The organism is Bradyrhizobium sp. SZCCHNR1002, assembly GCF_032381435.1.
In the GTDB taxonomy this organism is placed as follows: Bacteria; Pseudomonadota; Alphaproteobacteria; order Rhizobiales; family Xanthobacteraceae; genus Bradyrhizobium; species Bradyrhizobium aeschynomenes.
The window spans coordinates 749,665-774,261 of sequence record NZ_JAUHIS010000003.1; the positions used below are offsets into that span (position 1 = coordinate 749,665).

General features: G+C 66.6%; 20 protein-coding genes. 15 read left to right on the forward strand and 5 right to left on the reverse strand.

Translation table 11 applies throughout. The features are described 5' to 3' along the window. Positions 1-13 precede the first annotated feature (13 nt). The 4 genes from QX108_RS19715 to QX108_RS19730 all read left to right on the forward strand — a co-directional run bounded on the left by QX108_RS19715 (position 14) and on the right by QX108_RS19730 (position 2,001). Entirely contained in the window at positions 14-439 is a 426-nt protein-coding gene (locus QX108_RS19715; RefSeq protein ID WP_315787306.1) for a DUF1330 domain-containing protein, read from the forward strand. A 236-nt stretch (positions 440-675) separates the two neighbouring features. Beyond that, the gene (locus QX108_RS19720; RefSeq protein ID WP_315787562.1) at positions 676-990 is read left to right on the forward strand and encodes a metalloregulator ArsR/SmtB family transcription factor; all 315 of its coding nucleotides are present in this window, start codon (positions 676-678) and stop codon (positions 988-990) included. After that, positions 987-1,346, forward strand: coding sequence for an SRPBCC domain-containing protein (locus tag QX108_RS19725; RefSeq protein WP_315723824.1), 360 nt, complete (start codon positions 987-989; stop codon positions 1,344-1,346). The genes QX108_RS19720 and QX108_RS19725 overlap by 4 nt, the downstream gene beginning before the upstream one ends. A 37-nt stretch (positions 1,347-1,383) precedes the next feature. Further along, the gene (locus QX108_RS19730; RefSeq protein ID WP_315723826.1) at positions 1,384-2,001 is read left to right on the forward strand and encodes an ATP-dependent Clp protease proteolytic subunit; all 618 of its coding nucleotides are present in this window, start codon (positions 1,384-1,386) and stop codon (positions 1,999-2,001) included. 166 nt (positions 2,002-2,167) lie between these two features. Here QX108_RS19730 and QX108_RS19735 read toward each other — a convergent pair whose 3' ends face one another. From QX108_RS19735 to QX108_RS19750, 4 genes are all read right to left on the reverse strand, one after another. Next, positions 2,168-3,415, reverse strand: a complete 1,248-nt coding sequence (locus QX108_RS19735) for an ABC transporter substrate-binding protein (protein ID WP_315723828.1) — start codon at positions 3,413-3,415, stop codon at positions 2,168-2,170. 280 nt (positions 3,416-3,695) lie between these two features. Beyond that, a complete protein-coding gene (locus QX108_RS19740; protein WP_315723830.1) occupies positions 3,696-4,922 on the reverse strand; it encodes an ABC transporter substrate-binding protein in 1,227 nt (408 codons plus the stop codon). Between the two features lie 380 nt (positions 4,923-5,302). Next, a complete protein-coding gene (locus tag QX108_RS19745; RefSeq protein WP_315787565.1) occupies positions 5,303-5,668 on the reverse strand; it encodes a DUF1304 domain-containing protein in 366 nt (121 codons plus the stop codon). A gap of 87 nt (positions 5,669-5,755) precedes the next feature. Continuing rightward, the gene (locus QX108_RS19750; protein WP_315723832.1) at positions 5,756-8,551 is read right to left on the reverse strand and encodes a [protein-PII] uridylyltransferase; all 2,796 of its coding nucleotides are present in this window, start codon (positions 8,549-8,551) and stop codon (positions 5,756-5,758) included. Between the two features lie 195 nt (positions 8,552-8,746). Here QX108_RS19750 and QX108_RS19755 point away from each other — a divergent pair, with 195 nt between their 5' ends. From QX108_RS19755 to QX108_RS19775, 5 genes are all read left to right on the forward strand, one after another. After that, positions 8,747-9,721: an aliphatic sulfonate ABC transporter substrate-binding protein gene (locus QX108_RS19755; protein WP_315787568.1), complete on the forward strand. Its 975-nt coding sequence runs from the start codon at positions 8,747-8,749 to the stop codon at positions 9,719-9,721. 333 nt (positions 9,722-10,054) lie between these two features. Continuing rightward, entirely contained in the window at positions 10,055-10,903 is an 849-nt protein-coding gene (locus QX108_RS19760; protein ID WP_315787570.1) for an ABC transporter permease, read from the forward strand. Beyond that, the gene (locus tag QX108_RS19765) at positions 10,903-11,688 is read left to right on the forward strand and encodes an ABC transporter ATP-binding protein (protein ID WP_315787572.1); all 786 of its coding nucleotides are present in this window, start codon (positions 10,903-10,905) and stop codon (positions 11,686-11,688) included. Before QX108_RS19760 ends, QX108_RS19765 begins: the two co-directional genes overlap by 1 nt. Before the next feature lie 56 nt (positions 11,689-11,744). Beyond that, positions 11,745-12,260 (forward strand): OsmC family protein, encoded by a 516-nt coding sequence (locus tag QX108_RS19770; protein ID WP_315787574.1) that lies wholly within the window; start codon positions 11,745-11,747, stop codon positions 12,258-12,260. 246 nt (positions 12,261-12,506) lie between these two features. Further along, complete coding sequence (locus QX108_RS19775; protein ID WP_315787575.1) at positions 12,507-13,307, forward strand: hypothetical protein; 801 nt, start codon at positions 12,507-12,509, stop codon at positions 13,305-13,307. Positions 13,308-13,541: 234 nt separating this feature from the next. Here the strand turns inward: QX108_RS19775 and mutS are convergent, their stop codons facing one another. Then, positions 13,542-16,286, reverse strand: coding sequence for a DNA mismatch repair protein MutS (mutS, locus tag QX108_RS19780; RefSeq protein WP_315787576.1), 2,745 nt, complete (start codon positions 16,284-16,286; stop codon positions 13,542-13,544). Positions 16,287-16,914: 628 nt separating this feature from the next. Between mutS and pcaF the strand changes: the two genes are divergently transcribed. From pcaF to QX108_RS19810, 6 genes are all read left to right on the forward strand, one after another. Continuing rightward, on the forward strand, positions 16,915-18,123 hold the full coding sequence (pcaF, locus tag QX108_RS19785; protein WP_315787577.1) for a 3-oxoadipyl-CoA thiolase: 1,209 nt from the start codon (positions 16,915-16,917) through the stop codon (positions 18,121-18,123). Between the two features lie 342 nt (positions 18,124-18,465). After that, positions 18,466-19,359, forward strand: coding sequence for a dioxygenase (locus QX108_RS19790; RefSeq protein ID WP_315787578.1), 894 nt, complete (start codon positions 18,466-18,468; stop codon positions 19,357-19,359). Between the two features lie 59 nt (positions 19,360-19,418). Further along, a complete protein-coding gene (locus QX108_RS19795) occupies positions 19,419-20,483 on the forward strand; it encodes a phosphotransferase (RefSeq protein ID WP_315787579.1) in 1,065 nt (354 codons plus the stop codon). A 448-nt stretch (positions 20,484-20,931) separates the two neighbouring features. After that, on the forward strand, positions 20,932-22,101 hold the full coding sequence (locus QX108_RS19800) for a PspA/IM30 family protein (RefSeq protein ID WP_315787581.1): 1,170 nt from the start codon (positions 20,932-20,934) through the stop codon (positions 22,099-22,101). Between the two features lie 22 nt (positions 22,102-22,123). Then, complete coding sequence (locus QX108_RS19805; RefSeq protein WP_315723850.1) at positions 22,124-22,789, forward strand: OB-fold-containig protein; 666 nt, start codon at positions 22,124-22,126, stop codon at positions 22,787-22,789. Positions 22,790-22,797: 8 nt separating this feature from the next. Continuing rightward, on the forward strand, positions 22,798-24,489 hold the full coding sequence (locus QX108_RS19810; protein ID WP_315787584.1) for a flotillin family protein: 1,692 nt from the start codon (positions 22,798-22,800) through the stop codon (positions 24,487-24,489). Positions 24,490-24,597 lie beyond the last annotated feature (108 nt).

A 24,597-nucleotide genomic window follows, 5' to 3' on the forward strand; every position in this document is an offset into this window, starting at 1 on the left:
AGCGAGGAAGCTGATGGGCCATATCGATCCCACCAAGGAGGTGTTCGCGCAGTTTCGCGACAACGATCGGCCCGGGCCGATCCACATGCTGAATCTGGTGCGGCTGCGCAAGGAGGCGGCCTATCCGGACGGCCGCAAGGTCAGCGGCGCGGAAGCCTATGCCGCCTATGGCCGCGAAAGCGGCGCGGTGTTCGAGCGCCTCGGCGGCCGCATCGTCTGGCAGGGCCGCTTCGAGCTGATGCTGATCGGCCCGCAAACGGAGCGCTGGGACCACTGCTTCATCGCGGAATATCCGAGCGTGCAGGCCTTCGTCGAGATGATCCGCGATCCGGTCTACCGCGAGGCGGTGAAGCATAGGCAGGCGGCGGTGGAGGATTCGCGGCTGATCCGTCACGCGGTGCTGCCGATCGGGAAGAACTTTGGCGAGGTGCCGGTGTAGTTCGTTGTCGTCGTGTAGACCGCCGATGCTGGCCGCCCGAACGGTACGTTCCCTCCCCCCTTGTGGGGGAGGGCTAGGGAGGGGGGTAGCCACGAAGACGGTCGCCCGGAGCACCCCCCTCCCCGACCCTCCCCCACAAGGGGGGAGGGAGCACAGCGGCGGGTGGCGATCGTGAGTGCCTACCATCAACGCTTCCAGCGCTTGCGCATCACATAAGTCTATGCTTATGTCTCGCCATGATCGAGAGTGACATCTTCAAAGCTCTGGCCGATCCGACGCGCTACGTGATCTTCGAGAAGCTCGCGGCTGGCCGCATGAATGCGAGCGCGCTGCGCGAGGGCATGACGATCAGCCAGCCGGCGATGTCGCAGCATCTGGCTGTGCTTCGCAACGCCGGCCTGGTGCGCGAACAGCGCCAGGGCCGCTTCGTCAACTACGAGGTCGATCCCGACGGCCTGGCGCTGATCGCGCGCTGGCTGGCGAAGTATCGCGCCTACTGGCCGTCACGCGTCGATGCGCTGAAAACCTTGCTGAAGGACATGGACCAATGACCCAGACCAAGGCTGATCCGCAGGGCGACGAACTCGTTCTCGACTACGATCTCGACGCGCCGCCGGAGAAGGTCTGGCGCGCCATCAGCATCCCGGCGCTGCGCGATAGCTGGTTGCCGTCAGGCGACCTGGCCGACGCCGCGCCGATCTCCTCGACGCCGGGCGAAGAGGTCCGCTACCGCATGCGCGACGACGAGCCGCCCTTCCTGGAAAGCATCGTGACGTTCCAGGTCATGCCCAGGGACGACGGCGGCACGCGGCTCCGGATCATCCACGGGCTGCCCGCGACGATGCTGCTGCTGCGGATGCCTCCGGCGGCCAACAGCAATGCGCGCTGCCTGATGCGCGCGGCCTGACGCTTCACTCCACCACTCACCGAACGGGAGCTCGCGCATGCGCGACACGATGCAACTCGTCCCCATGGTCATCGAGCAGTCGAGCAGGGGAGAGCGATCCTTCGACATCTATTCGCGGCTGCTACGCGAGCGAATCGTGTTCCTCAACGGCGAGGTCAACGACACCGTGTCCGCGCTGGTCTGCGCGCAGCTCCTGTTTCTCGAAGCGGAGAACCCCAAGCGGCCGATCCATCTCTACATCAATTCGCCCGGTGGCGTGGTCACCAGCGGGCTCGCGATGTACGACACGATGCAGTTCGTCAGGGCGCCGGTGCACACGCTGTGCATGGGAACGGCGCGGTCGATGGGCTCGTTCCTGCTGATGGCCGGCGAGCCGGGCGAGCGCACGGCGCTGCCCAATGCCAGCCTTCACGTCCACCAGCCGCTCGGCGGCTTTCAGGGCCAGGCCTCCGACATCATGATCCACGCCAGGGAGATGGAGCAGACCAAGCGCCGTATGATCCGGCTCTATGCCGAGCATTGCGGACGCAGCTATGAGGATGTCGAGCGCACGCTCGACCGCGATCACTTCATGACGGCGGACGAGGGGCTGGACTGGGGGCTGATCGACCGGGTCGTGAAACAGCGAGATCTGACGAGCCTCGGCAGCGACTGATACGCCCGTGCGAGGCGATGGCGATTGCCATCGCAACAGGTGTCGTCACCCGCGAAGGCGGGTGACCCAGTATTCCAGAGGCGGTTGTGATCACCCGAGAGGCCGCGGCGTACTGGATGCCCCGCCTGCGCGGGGCATGACAGTGTGGATGCGGAAGCAGAGTGGCCTACCCAGCCGCCCCCGTATCCTCGATGATCGGGCCGAACAGCTCCCAGCGCTCGCCGTTGAAGCGCATCATCTGCATCTGCTTGTTGATGCGGAAGTCGGTCGGCGAGGTGTTGATCGACAGTCCGGGCAGAGCAAGGCTCGGGACGTAGCCCTTGATGCTGGCGGCCTGCCGCATCACGTTTTCCCGCGTGAGGTCGTCACCGCACTGGCGCAGGATCTGCACCAGCAGCTCCGCCGTCGAATAGCCGTAGGTGTTGACCGTGTTGAGCTTGTCGCCTTCCGGATAATACTTGTCCATGAACTCGAAATAGGCCTTCACGCCCGGGTCGTCCTTCCACTGCGGGTCGGCAGGGTCCTTGCCGTAATTGGTGCTGATGATGTCCTTGGAGATGTCGAGCCCAGCCGGCTTCAAGGTCGCCGACACCGGGCTCGCATTGATGTCGAGGATGTGCACCGGCTTCCAGGCGAGATCGGCCAGCTTCTTGATCGCCTGCGCCGCGAATTTCGGCGTCGAGGCGTTGTAGAGCAGGTCGGCGCCGGATGCCTTCAGCTTGACGATCTGCGAGTCCACGGTCGGGTCGGACAGCTCGTAGGACGCTTCCGAGACGATCATCGTGTCGGCCTTGGCGCCGAGACCGCTTCTGAGCCCGGCGATGTAGTCGCGGCCGAGGTCGTCGTTCTGGTAGAGGACGCCGATCTTGGCGTTGGGATGGTTGGCGAGAATGTACTTCGCGTAGATCCGCCCCTCCGACTGGTAGTTCGGATTGTAGGCGATGGTCCACGGGAAGTTCTGCGGATCGGTGAAGCGCGAGGCGCCGGTCGAGGCCAGCAGCTGCGGCACCTTCTTGGCGTTGAGATATTTCTGCACGGCCGCGTTCGACGGCGTGCCGATGATCTGGAAGGTGAACAGCACCTCGTCGCCTTCGACCAGCTTGCGCACCTGCTCGACCGCCTTGGGCGGCGAATAGGCGTCGTCATACTGGATGAGATTGAGCTTGCGGCCGTTGATGCCGCCCTTCTCGTTGATCATCCGGAGGTAGGCGGCCTGGGTCTTGCCGATGCCGGCATAGGCCGAGGCGGGACCGGAGAACGGCACGGTCTGGCCGATCTTGATCTCGGCGTCGGTGGCGCCGGTGTCGTATTTCTTCTGGGCGTAGGCCGCCGTGGGAAGCGCGATGGCAAGCGACGCAGTGAATGCGATGGCGCGCGCTTTGGCGCCGACGAGACCGAGCAGTGACGTTCTCATGAAGTCCTCCCTCCCGTGATGTCTGCGATGATCCTTGTTGGTTGTTATCTCGCCATCGCTGCACGCGAGTGTGAAGGAAGCAAGTCGACAAGGCAACGCCTGTTGGAGCGACCAACCGGCGCAAGCTGTGTCGCAACGCAAAAGGGCTGCGCGGTTGCGCAGCCCTTTACCGGTGATGTTGTTGCCGCGTCATTCCGGGGCGCTGCGCAGCAGCGAACCCGGAATCTCGAGGCTCCGGGTTCGTCGCTGGCGCGACGCCCCGGTGCGACGAGGAGTGGTGCTAACCCGCCGCGCCCTTGTCCTCCAGGATCGGGCCGAACAGCTCCCAGCGCTCGCCGTTGAACTTCATCATCTGCAGCTGCTTGTTGACGCGGTAGTCGGTCGGCGAGGTGTTGATCTTCATGCCCGGCAGCGACAGGTCGCCGACGACGTCCTTCAGCGACGTCGCCTGCTTCATGACGTTCTCGCGGGTGAGGTTGTCGCCGCACATCCGCAGGATGGTCACCAGCAGCTCCGCATTGCCGTAGCCATAGGTGTTGAAGTTCGAGTTCTTGTCGCCTTCAGGGTAATACTTGGCCATGAACTCGAAATAGCGCTTCATGCCCGGATCGTCCTTCCACTGCGGGTCGAGCGGATCCTTGCCGTAATTGACCGAGATCACGCCCTTGGACGCCTCCAGCCCGGCGGGCTGCAGCACCGCGCCTACCGACGTCGCGTTGATGTCGACGATGTGCACGGGGTGCCAGTCGAGCTCGTGCAGCTTCTTGATCGCCTGCGCCGCCTGCTTCGGCGTTGCGGCCGAGAACAGCAGGTCGGCGCCGGCCGCCTTCAGCTTGAGAAGCTGGGAGTCGATGGTGGGATCGGAGACTTCGTAGGAGGCTTCTGACACGATCATCGTCGAGGCCTTGTCGGCCAGGCCCGCCTTGATGCCGTTGAGATAGTCCTTGCCGAGATCGTCGTTCTGATAGAGCACGCCGATCTTGGCGTTGGGATGCTCCTTCAGAATGTACTGGCCGTAGATGCGCCCTTCCGTGAAGTAGTTGGGATTGTATCCCATGGTCCAGGGGAAGTTCTTCGGATCGGTAAACTTCGTCGCGCCGGTCGCCGCGAACAGCTGCGGCACCTTCTTGGCGTTGAGGTATTTCTGGACGGCGGCATTGGACGGCGTGCCGATGATCTGGAAGGTCAGCAGCACCTCGTCGTCCTCGACCAGCTTGCGCACCTGCTCGACGGCCTTGGGCGGCGAATAGGCGTCGTCATACTGGATGAGCTTGATCTTGCGGCCGTTGATGCCGCCCTGCTCGTTGATCATGTTGAAATAGGCGGCCTGCGTCTTGCCGATCGAGGCATAGGCCGAGGCGGGACCCGAGAACGGAACGGTCTGGCCGATCTTGATCTCGGAGTCGGAGGCGCCGGGATCGTATTTCTTCTGGGCCTGGGCTGACGTGACGGAGAGGGTGACGGCCAGAGCGGCCGCACCGGCAAAACGGAAAATTCCCTGTCGCATGGGGTCTATCGTTCCTCCTGATTGTTATGCGGCTGGTCTGCCCGAGGGGCGCCATCGCTGGGCGGGAGTGTGGAGGAACGGGATGGCCAGCGCAAGGCGAGGGGAGGGGGCAGGTGCGGCTGTTCCGCCGAGACGCGCTGTTGCGGGCCCAGCCGGCTGAACAACCCCGGTGTCGTCCCGGCCCAGCCCTGGCGTCGCGCAGCGACGGCTGGGCGCCGAGCCGGGATCCATAGCCACAGGCGGTCGTGAGGCGAGGACTCGGAGTGGCGATCGTGCCTCGAACGCTGACCGGGGTTATGGGTCCCGGATCGGCGCCGCGACGCGCGGATGCGCGTCACGGCTTGTCCGGGACGACACCGGTTATTGAGATGCGGCCCGCCTCAGCCTGCGAGCCAGACCAGGATGAGGCCGATCGTGGCAGGCACGCTCTGGATGAACAGGATCTTGCGGCTCGCGGTCGCCGCGCCATAGAGCCCCGCGACCAGCACGCAGAGCAGGAAGAACACCTTGATCTGGAAGCCGAACGCCGGTGTCGGGTGCGCCAGGCCCCAGAACAGGCCGGCGGCAAGGAAGCCGTTATACAGGCCCTGATTGGCGCCGAGCACCTTGGTCTGCTCCGCGCGCTCCGGCGTGTTGTTGAAGGCTCTCAAGCCCGCCGGCTTGGTCCAGAGAAACATCTCGAGCACGAGAATGTAGACGTGCAGCAGGCCGATCAGCCCGACGACAATGTTTGCAATCAGTCCCATGGTTCGGCTCCCCCAAGCCTGCAGGGACCAGCGGCGGTGCCGGTCCCTCGATCATCTCCGAGCGGCTGAATGCCGCTCGACATCCCCTCACGCCGCCGGCTGCGCCGCCGTGTCTTCGCCCGCCAACAAATGCAGCAGGGCGCTCTTGATCGCCGCCTGCCGGGTCGGCGCGTTGATCTGCGCGCCCAAGAGATCGGTGACGTAGAACACGTCGCGGGCGCGCTCGCCGAAGGTGGCGACATGGGCCGAGGCGATGTTCAGGTTCAGCTTCGAGATCGCCGTGGTCAACTCATAGAGCAGGCCGGGGCGGTCGAGGCCGGAGACCTCGATGACGGTGTAGAGCTCGGACCATTGATTGTTGATGGAGACCTCCGGCTCGACCGAGAACGCCTTGTGCTGCTTGCCCCTGGTCGTGCGCCGCGCCACGGCGTCCGGCAGCCGCAGCTTGCCCTCCAGCACCTGCTCGATGGTCTCGCCGATGCGGGTGGCGCGGCGGCCCTCGTCCTCGTCGCGCTCATATTCCCTTGATATCGCGATGGTGTCGAGCGCACGGCCATCGGTGGTGGTGTAGATCTGGGCGTCGACGATGTTGGCGCCGGCCGACGCACAGGCCCCGGCGATGATCGACAGCAGCCAGGGATGGTCCATGGCGAAGATGGTGAGCTCGGTGACGCCGCGCGCCGGATCGAAGCCGACATTGATTGCGAGCTTGTGGCCGGCATCCTCGCTCGATCGCACGAAGCGGGCATGGCGGATCTTGCGCGGCAGCTCGACCTTGAGCCAGTAGGCCGGATAGTGCCGGCCGATATAGGTATTGAGCTCGTCCTCGGGCCAGTCGGTGAAGGCGTTGCGGAATTCGGCCTGCGCCGCGGTGATGCGCTTGGCGCGGTTGACCTCGGAGAAGCCGCCGGTCAGCACCGGCTCGGTCTCGTAGTACAGCGTGCGCAGCAGCTGCGCCTTCCAGCCGTTCCAGACGCCCGGGCCGACGCCGCGGATGTCGGCGGTGGTCAGGATGGTCAGCAGCTTCATCTGCTCGACCGATTGCACCACGGCGGCGAAGTTCTCGATCGTCTTGCGATCCGACAGGTCGCGCGACTGCGCCACCGTCGACATCGTCAGATGCTCCTCGATCAGCCAGGCGATCAGCTCGGTGTCGGCATTGTTGAAGCCGAGCCGCGGGCATAGCCGGCGCGCGATCCTGGCGCCGGCGACCGAATGATCCTCGGGGCGGCCCTTGGCGACGTCGTGCAGCAGCACGGTGATGTAGATGACGGCGCGGTGCTCCGGCCTGATCTTGCGCATCAGGTCGGAGGCCAGCGTGAACTCGTCGATGCCGCCGCGCTCGATCTCCTGCAGGAAGCCGATGCAGCGGATCAGGTGCTCGTCGACCGTGTAGTGATGATACATGTTGAACTGCATCATGGAGACGATGCGGCCGAAGGCGCTGATGAAGTGGCCGAGCACGCCGGTCTCGTTCATCCGCCGCAGCACGGTCTCGGCGTCGTTGGAGGTCAGGATCTCCATGAACAGCCGGTTGGCCTCGGGATCGTCGCGCAGCTCGGTGTTGATCAGGTTCAGCGAGCGCGTCACCGCGCGCATCGCATCCGGGTGGAAGGCGAGGTTGTTCTTCTGCGCGAGGCGGAAGATGCGGATCAGGTTGACCGGATCGTGCTTGAAGACGTCGGGCGCGGCGAGGTTGATGCGGTTGTTGTCGACGATGAAGTCGTCGCTCTCCGGCACGCGCCGCCAGGTCGAGCCGGTGGTCAGGCGCGAGATCATCCGGCTCAGCACCGGCGCCGCCTTGGCCTGCTGGTCCTCCAGCTTGGCGCACAGGATCGCGGTCAGGTTGCCGACCTGCTTGGCGACCAGGAAGTAGTGCTTCATGAAGCGCTCGACGTCCTGCATGCCCGGATGGCTGGTGTAGCCGAGCCGGACCGCGATCTCGCGCTGCAGGTCGAACGACAGCCGCTCCTCGGGACGGCCGCTGACGAAATGCAGGTTGCAGCGCACCGACCACAGGAAGTCCGAGCAGCGCCGGAAGGTGCGGTACTCATGGGCGTCGAACACGCCGCGCTCGACCAGCTCGGCGGTCTCGCGCACGCGGTAGACGTATTTGGCGATCCAGAACAGGGTGTGCAGGTCGCGCAGGCCGCCCTTGCCGTCCTTGACGTTGGGCTCGACCAGATAGCGCGACTGGCCGCCGCGCCGATGCCGCTCCTCGCGCTCGGCGAGCTTGGCGGCGACGAATTCGGCCGCGGTGCCCTGGACAACCTCGCTATCGAAGCGCTGCACCAGCTCGTCATAGAGCGGCCGGTTGCCGGCGAGATAGCGCGTCTCCAGGATCGCGGTGCGAATGGTCATGTCGCCGCGCGCCTGGCGGATCGATTCATCCACCGAGCGGGTGGCGTGGCCGACCTTCAGGCCCATGTCCCACAGCGAATAGAGAATGGCTTCGGCGACCTGCTCGCCCCAGGCGGTCTGCTTGTAGGGCAGGATGAACAGCAGGTCGATGTCGGACTCCGGCGCCATCAGGCCGCGGCCATAACCGCCGGTCGCGACGACCGCCATGCGCTCGGCGCCGCTCGGCACGTCCGAGCGGTAAAGATGCTCGGTCGCCGCCGCATAGAGGATGCGGATGATCTCGTCCTGTACGAAGCACAGCCGCTCGGCGCAGCGTCGGCCGTGGCGGTCCTTCAATAATTCTGCCTGGGCTGCGGCGCGCGCCTTGACCAGCTCCGCTTTCAGGAACTGCACCACGGCGGCGCGGAACATGTCCTCGCGGCCGGAGTGCTGCTTGGCCAGCGCATCAACCGCGGCCGCGATGCCGGCGCTGTCGAAATCGTCTGACGTGAAGGCTTTGGAATCTGTGGCGACGCTGTCCATGGATGCAACCGGATATCGAACAAGGCCCGTGCTGTCACGAAACTTCCAATGCAGCAATCGATCCATGCTGTCACCGGTTCGGCGTGGATGATGATCGTGCTTCGGCGCGCCCTGCAAAGGAAAAACAATTCTCGTTGAGCCCTGGCATAACACCTTGAAACAACACCAATGTTTTTAGGCTTCAGGAGGTTGACGATGGGTGGATGGACGAGGCGGGGACTGGCCGGGCTCGCGGCCGTGTTTCTACTGGGATGCGGCGTTGCAGCAGCCGCGGAGCAGCCCAAGGAAATCCGCATCGACTGGGCGACCTACAATCCGGTGTCGCTGGTGCTGAAGCAGAAGGGCCTGCTGGAGAAGGAATTCGCCAGGGACGGCATCAGCATCACCTGGGTGCAATCGGCCGGCTCCAACAAGGCGCTCGAGTTCCTCAATGCCGGCTCGCTCGATTTCGGCTCGACCGCTGGCTCTGCCGCGCTGGTCGCCAAGATCAACGGCAATCCGATCAAGTCGATCTATGTCTATTCCCGCCCCGAATGGACGGCGCTGGTGACGGCCAAGGACTCCAAGATCGCCTCGGTCGCCGATCTCAAGGGCAAGCGCGTCGCGGTGACCCGCGGCACCGACCCGCACATCTTCCTGGTGCGCGCGCTGCTCGGTGCCGGCCTCACCGACAAGGACATCACCCCGGTGCTGCTGCAGCACGCCGACGGCAAGGCCGCGCTGCTCCGCGGCGACGTCGACGCCTGGGCCGGGCTCGACCCGATGATGGCGCAGGCCGAGGTCGAGGAGGGCGCCAAGCTATTCTACCGCAAGGCCGACGCCAATACCTGGGGCATCCTCAATGTCCGCGAGCAGTTCTTGAAGGACAATCCGGAGATCGTCCGCCGTGTGCTGGCAACCTATGAGGTCGCGCGCAAGGACGCGCTCGCCAATTACGACGACCTGAAGAAGACATTCATTGCGGTCACCAAGCTCCCGGAGACGGTCGTCGATAAGCAGCTCAAGGAGCGCACCGAGCTGACCCACAGCCGCATCGGCGCGCCGCAGCGGGAGTCGATTCTGGCGGCGGGATTGGCCTTGCAGCAGGCCGGCGTGGTGGATGCGAAGGTGGATGTGAAGGCGACGCTGGATGCGCTGATCGACGACCAGGTGCCGCTGCCGACGAACTAGGGCCTACCCAAGCTCGCTCTTGCCGCAAAGTGAGCGCGACAAAAGCCGGTGGCGCGACGAAAACCGGTGTCGTCCCGGACAAGCTCGACAACGCGACAGCGTTGTCGAGCGCCGATCCGGGACCCATACTCCGTGAAGGTGTTTGAGGCACGCTGGCGCGGCATCTCGCCTCCCCACGACGGCCGCGGAGTATGGGTCCCGGCGCAAGGCCGGGACGACACCGAAATTGGGGCGCCGCCGTTGGCTCACCCCTGAGAGGCGCGCGCTCACATCCGCAAGCGACAAGCGCCCCCCATCCCGCCTTGCATTCCCACCCGGGACGCTGTTCTCACTATGACCATGACCGTCGAACTGCAGGCCCCCGCCGCGGCGGCCCCACCGCAAACCGCCCGCCAGCCCTGGGCCGCGCGCTTGGCCCGGCCGCTGCTCGGGCTACTGTTGCCGCTGTCCCTCGCGCTCGCCTGGGAGCTCGCGGTCTGGGCCGGCTGGTCCAACGGCCGGCTGGTGCCGCCGCCCTCAAAAGTCTTCACCACCATCGCCGAGCTCGCGCGCTCCGGCGAGCTGACCCGCCACATCACGATGACCTTGACCCGCGTCGGCATCGGCTTCGGCCTCGGCGTCGCCGCCGGCACGCTGCTCGGCGGCATCTGCGGCTATTGGAGCCTCGCCCGCCGGCTGGCCGATCCGACCATCCAGGCGCTGCGCGCGATTCCGTCGATCGCCTGGGTGCCGCTGTTCATCCTGTGGCTCGGCATCTTCGAGACCTCGAAAGTCGCGCTGATCGCGGTCGGCGTGTTCTTCCCGGTCTATCTCGGCGTCACCGGCGCGATCCTGTCGGTCGACCGCAAGATCGTCGAGGTCGGCCGCGTCTTCCGCCTCTCCGGCCCGGCGATGATCCGCCGCATCCTCTTGCCGGCCGTGCTGCCGGCCTATGTCGTGGCGCTGCGCGTCGGATTGGGCCTTGGGTGGATGTTCGTCGTCGCCGCCGAGTTCATGGGCGCCTCCGAGGGCCTCGGCTACCTCCTGATCGACGGCCAGCAGCTCGGCAAGCCCGCGCAGATCGTCGCCGCCATCGTCATCTTCGCCATCATCGGCAAGGCGACCGATTGGCTCTTGGAGATCGCGACCGCGCCGCTGCTGCGCTGGCAGGACAGTTTTGCGCGCCAGGGCGGAGCCGCATGATGCTGCAGCTTGCCTCCGTCACCAAGGTCTATCCCAACGGCGTGCATGCGCTGGAGCGGTTCTCGTCCGAGATCCAGCTCGGCGAGATCATCGCCATCATCGGCGGCTCCGGCTGCGGCAAGTCGACGCTGCTGCGCGCCATCGCCGGCCTCGACCGCGCCAGCGCCGGCACCGTGACGCTCGACGGCGAGGCGATCACGGCGCCGCATGCCAAGGTCGGCATCATCTTCCAGGAGGCGCGGCTGCTGCCCTGGCTCAGCGTCGCCGACAATATCGGCTTCGGCCTGTCGGAGCTGCCGGCCGCCGAACGCCGTGAGCGTGTGGCGAAGGCGTTGGCGCGCGTCGGGCTGGCCGACAAGGCCAAGGTCTGGCCGCGCGAACTCTCCGGCGGCCAGGCGCAGCGCGTCGCGATCGCCCGCGCGCTGGTGGCGCAGCCGGAGGTGCTCTTGCTCGACGAGCCGTTCTCGGCGCTCGACGCCTTCACGCGAAAAGACCTGCAGGATCATCTGCTCGACCTCTGGGCCGACACCCGACCCACGCTCGTGCTGGTCACGCACGACGTCGAGGAGGCGGTGGTGCTGGCGGACCGCGTGCTGGTGATGCGGCCGCATCCCGGCCGGCTGTTCGAGGAGATCACCATCAATTTGTCGCGGCCGCGCGACCGCAACGCGCCGCTGTTCGAGCAGTTCAAGCGCCATGTTCTGACGGCGCTGGACCGCTCGCTCGACCGGACGGTGCCTGACACGCAGGGCAGGCGTGACGCTGGCGGCGGGCTGTGGTGGTGACAGCCGCGGCGCGGCCCGGTACATCTGTCCCGAAATGAATCCGGGAGAGAACGACAATGGATGCTGCCGAGCTGCGCGCCATGCAGGCGCCGATCAAGGAACGCTACAAGGCTGACCCCTCCGCCGCCGTGATCACGCTGAAGGCGAAGGGCGAGGTCGGCGGCGACGGCCTGACCTGCAAGCTCGAGACCGGGCGCGCCATGGCCGTGGCAGGTCTGCATCCGGGGACCGGCGGCTCCGGCCTCGAGCTGTGCTCCGGCGACATGCTGCTGGAGGCGCTGGTCGCCTGCGCCGGTGTCACGCTGAAATCGGTCGCGACCGCGGTCGAGGTCCCGCTCAGAAGCGGCCTCGTGCTGGCCGAAGGCGATCTCGATTTCCGCGGCACGCTCGGCGTCGACAAGGAGGCCCCGGTCGGCTTCCAGGAAATCCGTCTGCGCTTCGAGGTCGACACCGACGCCCCGCAGGACAAGCTCGACCTCCTGCTCAAGCTCACCGAGCGTTATTGCGTGGTCTATCAGACCATCAAGAACGGTCCGAAGGTGTCGGTGAGCCTGAAGCGGGTGGCGGCGTAGCCTCTCTCAGCGGGGGAGCGTCGCTGGCGCTATCGCGCCGAGTAACCCTGTTGGTAAGTTACTCCGTCATGCCCGGGCTCCGTCCCGGGCATCCACGTCGTTCTCAGTATTCCGGACGACGTGGATGGCCGGGACAAGCCCGGCCATGACGATGTGGCGACAGACGCGCGCAAAACTCCGATTTCCATACGCGATCGCTCTCCCCGCAGATTGGCGAGCAGATCATCGCCGCGGCCGCATGAGCTGATGTCCTTCGATCCGTCCTTCCTGCTCGTCCTCGGCCTGCGCATGGCGATCGCGGCGTCGTTCGTCGTATCGGCCTCGATGATCGCCGAGCGCACCGGCCCCGTAATCGGCGCGCTGGTCGCGACGCTTCCCATCTCGGCCGGGCCGACCTACGTGTTCCTGGCGCTCGATCATGATGCGTCGTTCATCGCCCAAGGAGCCCTGACCAGCCTGCCGATCAACGCCGCGACCATCTTCCTCAGCCTCGCTTATGCCGTGCTGGCGCAGCGCCACAGCGTGTGGGTGGCGAGCGCTACCGCAGTCGCCGTGTGGCTCGGGCTTGCATCGCTGATCAAGAGCGTGCAGTGGACGCTGCCAATGGGCATTGTCGTCAACATCATCACCTTCGCGATCTGCCTGCCGCTGTTGCAGCGTTATCGCTACGCCAGGATGCCGCTGATCACGCGGCGCTGGTACGACGTCCCCCTGCGTGCCTCCCTCGTCGCAACGCTGGTCGCCACCGTCACCTCGGTCTCCGGCTGGGCCGGCCCCAGCGTCTCCGGCATCCTCGCCTTGTTTCCGATCGTCTTCACCTCGATGATGCTGATCCTGCAGCCCCGCATCGGCGGCCCCGCAACCGCCGCGGTGATGGCCAACGGCGCCTGGGGCCTGATCGGCTTCTCGCTCGCGGTCATCGTGCTGCATCTCGGCAGCCTGCATCTGGGCGCGGTGGCGGGTCTTAGCGGCGCGCTGGCGACGTGCGTCGGGTGGAATCTCGGCCTGTGGTCGCTGGGACGAAGAAAAGCGGCCGTAGCCCGTTAGCTCTCTCCACGTCATTGCGAGCGCAGCGACGCAATCCAGGGGCTCGGGTGGGATTCTGGATTGCTTCGGCGCAAGGGCGCCTCGCAATGACGGCAAGTGTGGGCCGAGCTGCTTCCCCAACCCCGCTGTCATTCCGGGGCGCGCGAAGCGCGAGCCCGGAATCCATTGGGCAGCATGTGTCGACGAGAGATGGATTCCGGGCTCGCGCTGACGCGCGCCCCGGAATGACGCCGACTATTTGTTCGGCAGCTTGGCCTTCAGCCGATACAGCGCATCCAGCGCCTCGCGCGGCGTCATCTCATCGGGATGCAGCGCCGTCACCGCGGCGATCAGCTCCTCCGTCTCCTTCGACATCGTGGGCTCCACCGCCGCGCGCGAGGGCACCGCGAACAGCGGGAGATCGTCGACCAGCGCGCGGGCATTCTGACCGCGGTCGGCGGCCTCCAGTTTCGCCAGCACCGACTTGGCGCGGCTGATCACCGCCGGCGGGAGACCTGCAAGCTTCGCCACCTGGATGCCGTAGGAGCGGTCGGCGGAGCCGGGCAGCACCTCGTGCAGGAACACGACGTCGCCCTGCCATTCCTTGACGCGCACCGTGGCGTTGAACAGCCGCGGCAGCCTGGCGGCGAGCGCGGTGAGCTCGTGATAGTGCGTCGCGAACAGCGTGCGGCAGCGGTTGCTCTCGTGCAGATGCTCGATCGCGGCCCAGGCGATCGAGAGGCCGTCGAAGGTCGCGGTGCCGCGCCCAATTTCATCCAGGATCACCAGCGCGCGCTCGCCGGCCTGGTTCAGGATCGCCGCGGTCTCGACCATCTCGACCATGAAGGTCGAGCGCCCGCGCGCGAGATCGTCGGCGGCGCCGACGCGCGAGAACAGCCGGTCGACGATGCCGATGCGGGCGCGGCTCGCCGGCACGAACGAGCCGATCTGCGCCAATAAGGCAATCAGCGCGTTCTGCCGCAGGAAGGTCGACTTACCCGCCATGTTCGGACCGGTCAGCAGCCACAGCTGTCCGCTTTTGTGCCCCGGCGTCGGCGACAGATCGCAGGAATTGGCGATGAACGGTTGGCCCTCGCGCTTCAGCGATTGCTCCACCACCGGATGGCGGCCGCCCTCGATGGCGAAGCCGAGCGAGCCGTCGACCTCGGGTCGGACGTAGTTGTCGTCGACCGCGAGCTTGGCGAGCGCGGTCGCGACATCCAGCATCGCAAAGCCATGCGCCGCGGCGCGCAGGTCGTCGCCGATCGCGAGCGCCTGCGCGCAGAGACGGTCGAAGATCTCAAGCTCGAGATTGAGCGCGCGCTCGCCGGCATTGGCAATCTTGGCCTCGATCTCGCCGAGCTCGGAGGTGGTGAAACGCACCTGGCCCGCCAGCGTCTGGCGATGGATGAAGGTCGCATTCAACGGCGCCGACATCAGCTTGTCGCCGTGCTGCGCGGTGACCTCGACGAAATAGCCGAGCACGTTGTTGTGCCGGATCTTGAGCGCCTTGATTCCGGTCTGGTCGGCGTAGCGCGCCTGCATCGACGCGACGACGAGGCGGGAGGCGTCGCGCAGATTGCGCGTCTCGTCGAGCGTCGCGTCATAGCCGGAGCGCACGAAGCCGCCGTCGCGCTTGATCAGCGGCAGCTGCTCGTCGAGCGCGCGGGCGAATTCGTCGGCGAGCGCGCGCGCCGGCCGCGCCAGCGCAGACATGATTGCCGCGACCTCCTGCGGCGGCTGGTCGAGCACGGAGAGCCGCGCCAGCGCCTGGTCGGCGGCGAGGATGCCGTCGCGCAGGCTTGCCAGATCGCGCGGCCCGCCGCGCCCGACCGACAGCCGCGCCATCGCGCGGGTCATGTCCGGCGCGCCGCGCAGGATGAAGCGGATGTCCTCGCGTGCCGCGCTGTCGGCAACGAACACATTCACCGCATCGAGCCGCCGCCCGATCTGCGCCGGCTCGGTCAGCGGCGCGGCGAGACGCTGCGCGAGCAGCCGCGAGCCGGCCGAGGTCACCGTGCAGTCGATGGCGTCGAGCAGCGAGCCGCGCCGCTCGCCGGCGAGCGTGCGCGTCAGTTCGAGATTGGCGCGGGTCGCGGGATCGATCGCCATCGTGCTGCCGGTCGCCTCGCGCGCGGGCGGCGCCAGCGGCGGGCGCTGGCCGACCTGGGTGCGCTCGACATAGGTGACGCAGGCGGCGGCCGCGGTGGCCTCCAGCCGCGACAGCACCGCAAGCCCGTCCATGGTGGCGACCGCGAAATAATCGCACAGCCGGCGCTCGGCGGTGGCGCCATCGAACACGTCGCGCGTCAGCGGCGTCACCGCAGCGAGCTCGCGCAGCACCGGCTCGAACGCTTCGTCGGAATACAGCGCGTCGGAGACGATGACTTCGTTCGGATTGATGCGCGCGAGCGTCGCAGTGAGCTCGGCGAAGGCGCATTCGGTGACGATGAAATCCGAGGTCGAGATGTCGATCCAGGCAAGCCCGAGCCGGTCGCCGCTGGAGGAGCCGCGGCTGCGCGCGATCGACAGCAGATAGTTGTTGGCGCGCGCGTCGAGCAGATTGTCTTCGGTCAAGGTGCCCGGCGTCACCACGCGCACCACGCCGCGCTTGACCACGCTCTTGTTGCCGCGCGCCCGCGCCGCGGCCGGATCCTCCATCTGCTCGCAGACGGCGACGCGGATGCCCTGCGCGATCAGCCGGTGCAGATAGTCCTCGGAGCGCTCCACCGGCACGCCGCACATCGGGATGTCCTGACCCTGATGCTTGCCACGCTTGGTCAGCACGATGCCGAGCGCCTTCGAGGCGACCTCGGCGTCCTCGAAGAACAGTTCGTAGAAATCGCCCATCCGGTAGAACAGCATCAGCCCGGGATGCGCGGCCTTGATGTCGAGATACTGCTCCATCATCGGCGTGAGCTTGGCCGGCGCCTCCGCGGGCGCGGCCGAGGAGACCGACTCTTGCGGAACCGGGGCGGAGATGGGCTGCTGGATGGTCATGGCGCGGAAACTAGCCAATTTGCCCGGACGGTCCTACCGCTTTGCAGGCGATGTCCCGGTTTTCCACGATGGCAATTTTTGCCTCGCGCGAGCGCCAGAGCGAAAGCGCCGGAGAGGACCACCGGCGTCATTCCGGGGCGTGCGCAGCACGAACCCGGAATCCATCGTGCGGCCGGTCGTGCAGCCCGATGGATTCCGGGCTCGCCGCGCTGCGCGCGCCGCCCCGGAATGACGGCGAGGGTGGAGCGGCGGTGTGCGCCTTGCTTGCAGTTCTGGCGGCGGCGGTAGTGCAACCTCTCCCCGCTCTTGCGGGGAGAGGTCGGATTGCGCAGCAATCCGGGTGAGGGGCATGGCACATACGCGGCCCAGGCGAGGGTCTGTCGGACGGGCACGGCGATTCGAGGTGACATGATCACTGCAAACAAGCGGCACTTCCCGTGCGGCGGCCCCTCACCCCAACCCTCTCCCCGTGAAGGACGGGGAGAGGGAGCAGACCGCGCGTGCGGCTGCATCGTGCGCAAGCCAAGTCTCCACGCATGCCACCCCGCGTTCCCGTCATTTGACCTGCCCCCATCGCACTCCTAAAACCGCCGTCAATTCTGACCAGAAACACCCCCGGGAGAGAGCGATGCGAGACGTGTTCATTTGTGATGCGGTGCGGACCCCGATCGGGCGCTTCGGCGGCGCGCTGGCGAAGGTGCGGACCGACGATCTCGCGGCGACGCCGTTGAAGGCGCTGAAGGCCAAGCATCCCAATCTCGACTGGGCCGCGGTCGACGAGGTGTTCTTCGGCTGCGCCAACCAGGCCGGCGAGGACAATCGCAACGTCGCGCGCATGGCGCTGCTGCTCGCAGGGCTCCCCGACTCCATTCCCGGCCAGACGCTCAACCGTCTCTGCGCCTCCGGCCTCGACGCGGTCGGCGCCGCGGGCCGCGCGATCCGCGCGGGCGAGGTCGATCTCGCAATCGCCGGCGGCGTCGAATCCATGACCCGCGCGCCGTTCGTGCAGGGCAAGGCCACCGAGGCATTCTCGCGCTCGGCCGAGATCTTCGACACCACGATTGGCTGGCGCTTCATCAATCCGCTGATGAAGAGCCAGTATGGCGTCGATTCGATGCCGGAGACCGGCGAGAACGTCGCCGAAGAATTCCAGGTGTCGCGCGCCGACCAGGACGCCTTCGCGATCCGCTCCCAGCAGCGCGCCGGTCAGGCGATCGCCTCGGGCTATTTTGCCGCCGAGATCACGCCGGTATCCGTGCCCGGCGGCAAGGCCGGCCCCGTCACCGTCGACAAGGACGAGCATCCGCGCCCCGAGACCACGCTCGAAAACCTCGCCAAGCTGAAGCCGATCGTGCGCAATCCGGGCACGGTCACCGCCGGCAATGCCTCGGGCGTCAATGACGGCGCCGCCGCGATGATCCTGGCCTCGGAAGCCGCCGTGAAGAAGCACGGCCTGACGCCGCGCGCGCGCGTGCTCGGGCTGGCGTCGGCCGGCGTCCCGCCGCGCATCATGGGCATCGGCCCGGTACCGGCCGTGCGGAAGCTGCTGGAGCGGCTCGGCCTGAAGATCACGGATTTCGACCTGATCGAGCTCAACGAAGCGTTCGCGTCACAGGGCATCGCCTGCCTGCGCCAGCTCGGCGTCGCCGAGGATGCCGATTTCGTCAATCCGCACGGCGGCGCCATCGCGCTCGGCCATCCGCTCGGCATGAGCGGCGCGCGCATTGCGATGACCGCGGTGCACGGCCTCGAAGTCCGCGGCGGCAAGCGCGCGCTCGCCACGATGTGCGTCGGCGTCGGCCAGGGCGTCGCGCTGGCGGTCGAGACGATCAACTGACGAAGCGCAACGCGCTTTGTCATTCCGGGGCAGCCCGCAGGGCTGAACCCGGAATCTGGAGATGAGTCCGCCAACGTCGAGACTCCGGGTTCGACCCTGACGCGTCGCCCCGGAATGACGCAGGGCTACCGCACTTCACACTTGCAGATTTGCGCTCGCCTCTATCAACGTCGTCATGGCCGGGCTTGTCCCGGCCATCCACGTCGTCCGGCATGCTGAGAACGACGTGGATGCCCGGGACAAGCCCCGGGCATGACGGAGTAACTCACGGGCAGGGTCGTTCTCCGGGACAGCTCTGCATCTCCAAATGCAATGGCCCTGCGGAATGACGGAGAGCCCATCATGACCATCTCCCGCGAACAGGACGTCACCCCCGCCGTTTTGGCGGTGATGGAGCAAACCTCCAACCCGCGGCTGCGCGAGATCATGGTGTCGCTGATCAAGCATCTGCACGGCTTTGTCCGCGACGTCCGCCTCACCGAGGCCGAATTCCGCGAGGCCGCCGCGCTCATCGCCGAGCTCGGCCAGCGCACCAACGACACGCACAACGAAGTCGTGCTGATGGCCGGCTCGCTCGGCGTCTCGCCGTTGGTCTGCCTGCTCAACAATGGCGATGGCGGCAACACCGAGACGGCGCAGTCGCTGCTCGGCCCGTTCTGGCGGCTGAACTCGCCGCGAACCGAGAACGGCGGCTCGATCCTGCGCTCGCCAACGCCAGGCCCGGCGCTGTTCGTGCAGGGGCGGGTGGTCGATCCCCGGGGCGAGCCGGTCGCCGGCGCCGAGGTCGACGTCTGGCACGCCTCTCCGGTCGGCACCTACGAGAACCAGGATCCCGAGCAGGCCGACATGAACCTGCGCGGCAAGCTCACCACGGATGCCGACGGCCGCTTCTGGTTTCGCTCCGTCATGATGGTCGGCTATCCCATTCCGACCGACGGCGTCGTCGGCCGTCTCCTGAAGGCCCAGGGCCGTCACCCCTATCGCCCGGCGCATCTGCATGCGCTGATCGTGAAGCTAGGCTTCAAGGTCCTGATCTCGCAGGTCTACGACCCCAACGACCCGCACATCCACAGCGACGTCCAGTTCGGCGTCACCAAGGCGCTGCTCGGCAACTTCATCCGCCACGACGAACCGCATCCGACCGAGCTGGACGTCGCCGCGCCCTGGTACTCGCTCGATCACGTCTATCGCATGGAGATCGGCGACACCGTGCTGCCGCGCGCACCGATCAAGTAGCACTGTCTTGATTTTCTGCTAGGGTCGAAGGCGCTGTAACGGTCGAAGGACAGCTCCTGATGACGTCGCCGGCTCTGCCATCTGTCGTCGACCCTGCGCGTTTGACGGAGGCGCTTCGTGCATCCGGCGCGCTCCGTGCGAGCGCGGTGCGCGAGGTCACGGTGCTCAGTGCCCGCGACATCATCGTCTCGCGGATCATCAGGCTCGGTGTGAGCTATGACGGCCCGGCTCCCGATGCGCCACAGACGCTGATTCTGAAGGTGGCGCAGGAGAATTTCGCCAAGACATTGTGGCAGGGCGGGCAGAAGGAAGTTGCGTTCTACACCACCGTCGCGCCGCATCTGTCGGGGCAACTGGTGCCGCGCTGTTTCGGTGCGCATTGGGATGGCGACAGCCATGACGGGCATCTGCTGCTGGAGGATCTGACCGACAGCCATCAGATCGCGACGGAATGGCCGCTGCCGCCGACATTGGCCCAGGCCGGAGCCATCGTCGAGGCGATGGCGCGGCTGCACGCGGCGTGGTGGGACCATCCTGATCTCGGCCGGACCATCGGCCAGTTCATCGAGCCTGCGGCCATGGCGCAGGTGATGGCGCAACTCGCCGGCCATCTCGAACGTTTCACCGCGCTGCTCGGTGATCGCCTGAGCGCGGACCGACGCGATATCTACCGGCGCTTCATCGCGTCCACGCCAAGACTGCTGGCGCGCTATCATTCGCACCGTCACCTCACGATCGCGCATGGCGACGCGCATAGCTGGAATTTCCTGCTCGCCAAGCCAGGCGTGGCGGACCGCGCGCGCGTATTCGATTTCGACCAGTGGCGGATCAATGTCGGCGCCAACGATCTCGCCTATCTGATGGGCTTGCAGTGGTATCCCGAGCGCCGCCAGCAGGTGGAGCGTGATCTACTCGATTGCTATCACGAAGCCCTGCTCGGGCATGGCGTGACCGGCTACAGCCGCGCCGCGCTCGACGACGATTATCGCTACGGCGTGCTGTGGCAGATCACCAAGCCGGTGTGGCAATGGACCGCGAACATTCCACCGATCATCTGGTGGAACAATCTGGAGCGGATATTCCTCGCCGTCGATGATCTCGGCTGCCGCGATCTGTTGGATTGATCTCACTTAATCCTGAAGAGGCGGCGCAATCTTGCTGCGCCTGCCTCAGCCTCGTCATGGCCGGGCTTGTCCCGGCCATCCACGTCGTCCGGCATGCTGAGAACGACGTGGATGCCCGGGACGAGCCCGGGCATGACGGAGTAACTAACTGGTAGGATGTTTCGTCGCGACAGCCTTTCCTACAAGACCGAGAGGAAGTGCACCCTGCGGGTTGCAGAAGGGTGCGTCGCTGGCGAACTTGTGGAGGCGATCCGCGCGAGCGCGTCGCATTTGCTGTCAGGCAGCGGAGCGCCCTTTACGATCACCAGAGATTGTTCGCTCGGCATCAAACCCCCCGCCAGGGTCGGCGCGACATATTGATATGTGCATGGCGTTCGGTGTGGTCACGGACAGGTGCGGCGTCGTCGGACCGGTGCGCGGCTTGCCAAAGTACAATAATTGTGCTTTTATGTTCCCCATGGCCGAAAGCCCCTACGATCAGGCCGTTCGCTACCGTCTCCTGCTCTCGCCCGAGGCGCGGGACGCGATCGAGGCGACGTTCGCCGATTATGCCCGGATGATGGACATGCTCGACGAGATCGCGAGCGCGAAGGGCATCGGCGCCAATCTCGTTGCGTTGCATGGCCATGCCTATGACCCGATCCGCAAGGCCACCCGGCTGCCGTCGCGGCTCGTCACGCTCGGCCTGCGCGACCGTGCGGCGTTTCGGGCCGCATCGAACCCGCGGCTGCCGCTCGACGACCGATTGGTGAATGTCAGGGATGCCGGCACGCTGTCGCTCGGCACCGCGCTCGGCCGTGTCACGATTCCGTTCGAGGTGACCGGCTATGCCGCGGGCTGGACGCACGCGACGCCGGCCCAGCTCGTTCGCACTGATCACGGTGACTTCGAGATTCATTTCGGCGTCACCGCAGCTTCACAATCCCATCTCAGCCCACGAAAGGACCACGTCATGCTCGCCGAACACGCGCCGGCTCCCGACACGCTCCTGTCACGCGCCGGGCGCCTCATCGCCGGGATCGCCTATGGCGCGATCGAGAAGGCCGAGGACAACAACAAGGTCGCGCTGGTCAAGCAGGCGATCCGCGAGATCGAGCAGGCCGAGCGGGAGTCTCGCGAGAGCCTCGCCGCCGCGCGGGCCGAGGAATATCGGCTCAACGCCCGCCGCGCAGAGATCGAGCGCGAGACCGTCGCGCTGGCTGAACAGATCCGCGTCGCCATCGGGGAGAACCGCGACGATCTCGCCCGCGCCGGCATTGCCCGGCAGATGGACCTCGAAGCGCAGTTCGAGGTGCTGTCGAAGGCGATCGACGAGAATGCCGAGCGCGTCGATGCGGTGCTGACGAGCCTGCGCGCAATCCTCTCCAGCCTGCAGGATGCGCAGGCGCGCCTCGCCGAGCTCGAACGCAGCGAGGCGATGGCTCAGCAGCCGAAGGCCGCCGCGCGCAAGACCGAGGATGCCGGCCTTGCGAAGGCCACGCGCGCGTCACGTGCGATCGCCCGCGCCACCGGCGTGCCGGAGGGCATTCCGCCGTCGCCCGACATCGACGAATTGTCGAAGCTGAAGCGCGACAAGGACATTGCCGAGCGGCTGGCGCGTCTGAAGTCTCAGAATTGAGCGGGCAGGGGCGCACCGTCCCATGACCATCATCGACCATTTCATGCAGCCCGAGGTGCGGCCGTTCGCGGTCGCCGCCGTGATGATCGTGCTGGTCGGCGGCGTCGAGATCGGCTCGATGCTGATCGGCCTGTCGATCAGCGAGCTGCTCGGCCAGACCGTCGATCTCGGGCACGACGGCAACAGCACCAGCATCGGCCAGGTGCTGTCCTGGATCAATGTTGGTGGCGTGCCGCTGATGATCTGCATCCTGCTCGGGCTCGGCATCTTCTCGATCACCGGCTTCCTCATCCAGGATGTCGCCCGGCTGCTCGCGCTGCCGCTGCCGGCCTCGGCCGCAGGCGTGCTAGCCGCTGTTGCCACCGTGCCGATGCTGCGCAGCTCGACGCGTTACGCCTCCAGGCTGATCCCGCAGGATGAGAGCTACGCCGTCGGCCTGTCCGATCTCGTCGGCCGCACCGGCGAGGTCGCGGTCGGCCCGCTCGATGGCGGGCTGCCCGGCCGCGTCCGCGTCAAGGATGTCCACGGCAATTGGCACGCGGTGACGGCCTCGGCCGCGCCGGGCTCGCCGCCGCTGCCGGTGGGCGCATCGGTTCTTCTCGTCGACCGCAAGGACGGCCGCTTCATCGCGATCGCAGCCGTCGACGAACTCGTCCCGTCACAACCGGACTCCTCGTCCAGAAAGTGATCTCTGCCATGTTCGATCTGATTGTCCCCGCCTCGATCGGCGTCGTGCTGCTGGTCGTCCTCGGCACGGTGTTCGCCGTGCTCTATCACCGCTCCACCCGCGACGAGGCGTTCGTGCGCACCGGCCTCGGCGGCAAGAAGGTGGTGCTCGACGGTGGCGCCGTGGTGCTGCCGATCTTCCACTCGATCGCGCGCGTGAATCTCAAGACGCTGCGGCTGCGCGTGGAGCGTTCGAAGAAGGATTCGCTGATCACCAAGGACCGCATGCGGGTCGACATCGACGCCGAGTTCTATGTCCGCGTGAAGCCCGATGTGGATTCGATCGCGCTTGCCGCGCAGACGCTGGGTGCGGTGACCAACAATGCCGAATTGCTGCGTGACCAGGTCGAGGCGAAGTTCGTCGACGGCCTGCGCTCGGTCGCGGCGACGATGGAGCTGTTGGACCTGCAGGAGAAGCGCTCGGATTTCGTCAAGCACGTCCAGGCCGCGGTCGAGGCCGACGTGCAGTCGAACGGCCTGGAGCTGGAATCGGTGTCGCTGACCAAGCTCGACCAGACCGACATCTCGTTCTTCAATGCTGAGAACTTCTTCGACGCCGAGGGCCTGACGCGGCTGAAGACCGTCACCGAGACGCGGCGCCGCGACCGCAACGCCATCGTACGCGACAACGAGGTGGCGATCGCCCAGAAGGACCTCGAGGCGCGCCAGCTCACGCTGACGATCGAGCGGACGAAGAAGGAAGCCGAGCTCAGCCAGGAGCGCGACATCGCCAACAAGACCGCGAGCACGCGCGCCGAGGTGGCGAGCGCGACGCAGACGGCGTGGCAGACCGAGGAGAACGCCCGCATCGAGGCCCAGCAGAAGATCGCCCAGCGCGAAGCCGAAGCGTTGAAGGTGCGTGAGACCGCGACCATCGAATCCAACCTCGCGATCAACCGCCGCAAGACCGACGCCGACCGCGAGATCCAGATCGCGACCCAGGACAACGATATCCAGATCGCGACCAAGAGCAAGGAAACCTCGGAGGCGCGCGCGGTCGCCAAGGCGGCCGAGGCGCTCGCGGTGTCCGCGGAGGAAAAGGTGACGACGGCGCGCGCGATCGAGATCGCCGACCGCGAACGCCAGACCGCGGTCATGGCGGCGCGAAAGGAGGCCGAGCAACGCTCGACCGGCATCACGGTCGCGGCCGAGGCCGAGAAGCGCGCAGCGGTCGATCGCGGCGAGGCGGCCAAGACGCTCGCCGAAGCGGAGGCTGAGGCCAACAAGATCAAGGCCGTGGGCGTGCGCGAGATCGGCGAGGCCGAAGCCGCCGTGATCCTGATGAAGAACGAGGCTCAGAACAAGCTGGGCAGCAACGTGATCGATTTCGAGCTCGCCAAGCAGCGCATCGCGACGATGCCCGCCGCGCTCGGCGAGATGGTCAAGCCGATCGCCAACCTCAAGGATGTCCGCATCCTGCACACCGGCGGCGCCTTTGGCGGCAACGGCAACGGCGGTGGCAATGTCGGCTTCGGCGAAGGCCTTGCCGGCGAGCTGCTGCGCGTGCATGCGCTCAAGCCGCTGATCGACGAGATCCTGGTGCAGTCGGGCTTCAAGCCCGGCGACGATCCGGTGCAGGCGCTGGCGGGCGTCGTCATGCCGACGACCGAGGCCAGGACCTCTGCCGGGCCGGCGAAGATCGAGCCGCTGCAGAAGCCGTGAAACAAAATGTGAAAAGCAACCCCGGGGCTGGGGGCGGCGCTGGAGGAGCCACCGCCCCCGCCCGGCACATCACGAGTGGGGCGCTCATGAGGTGCAGTCCCTGCGCGC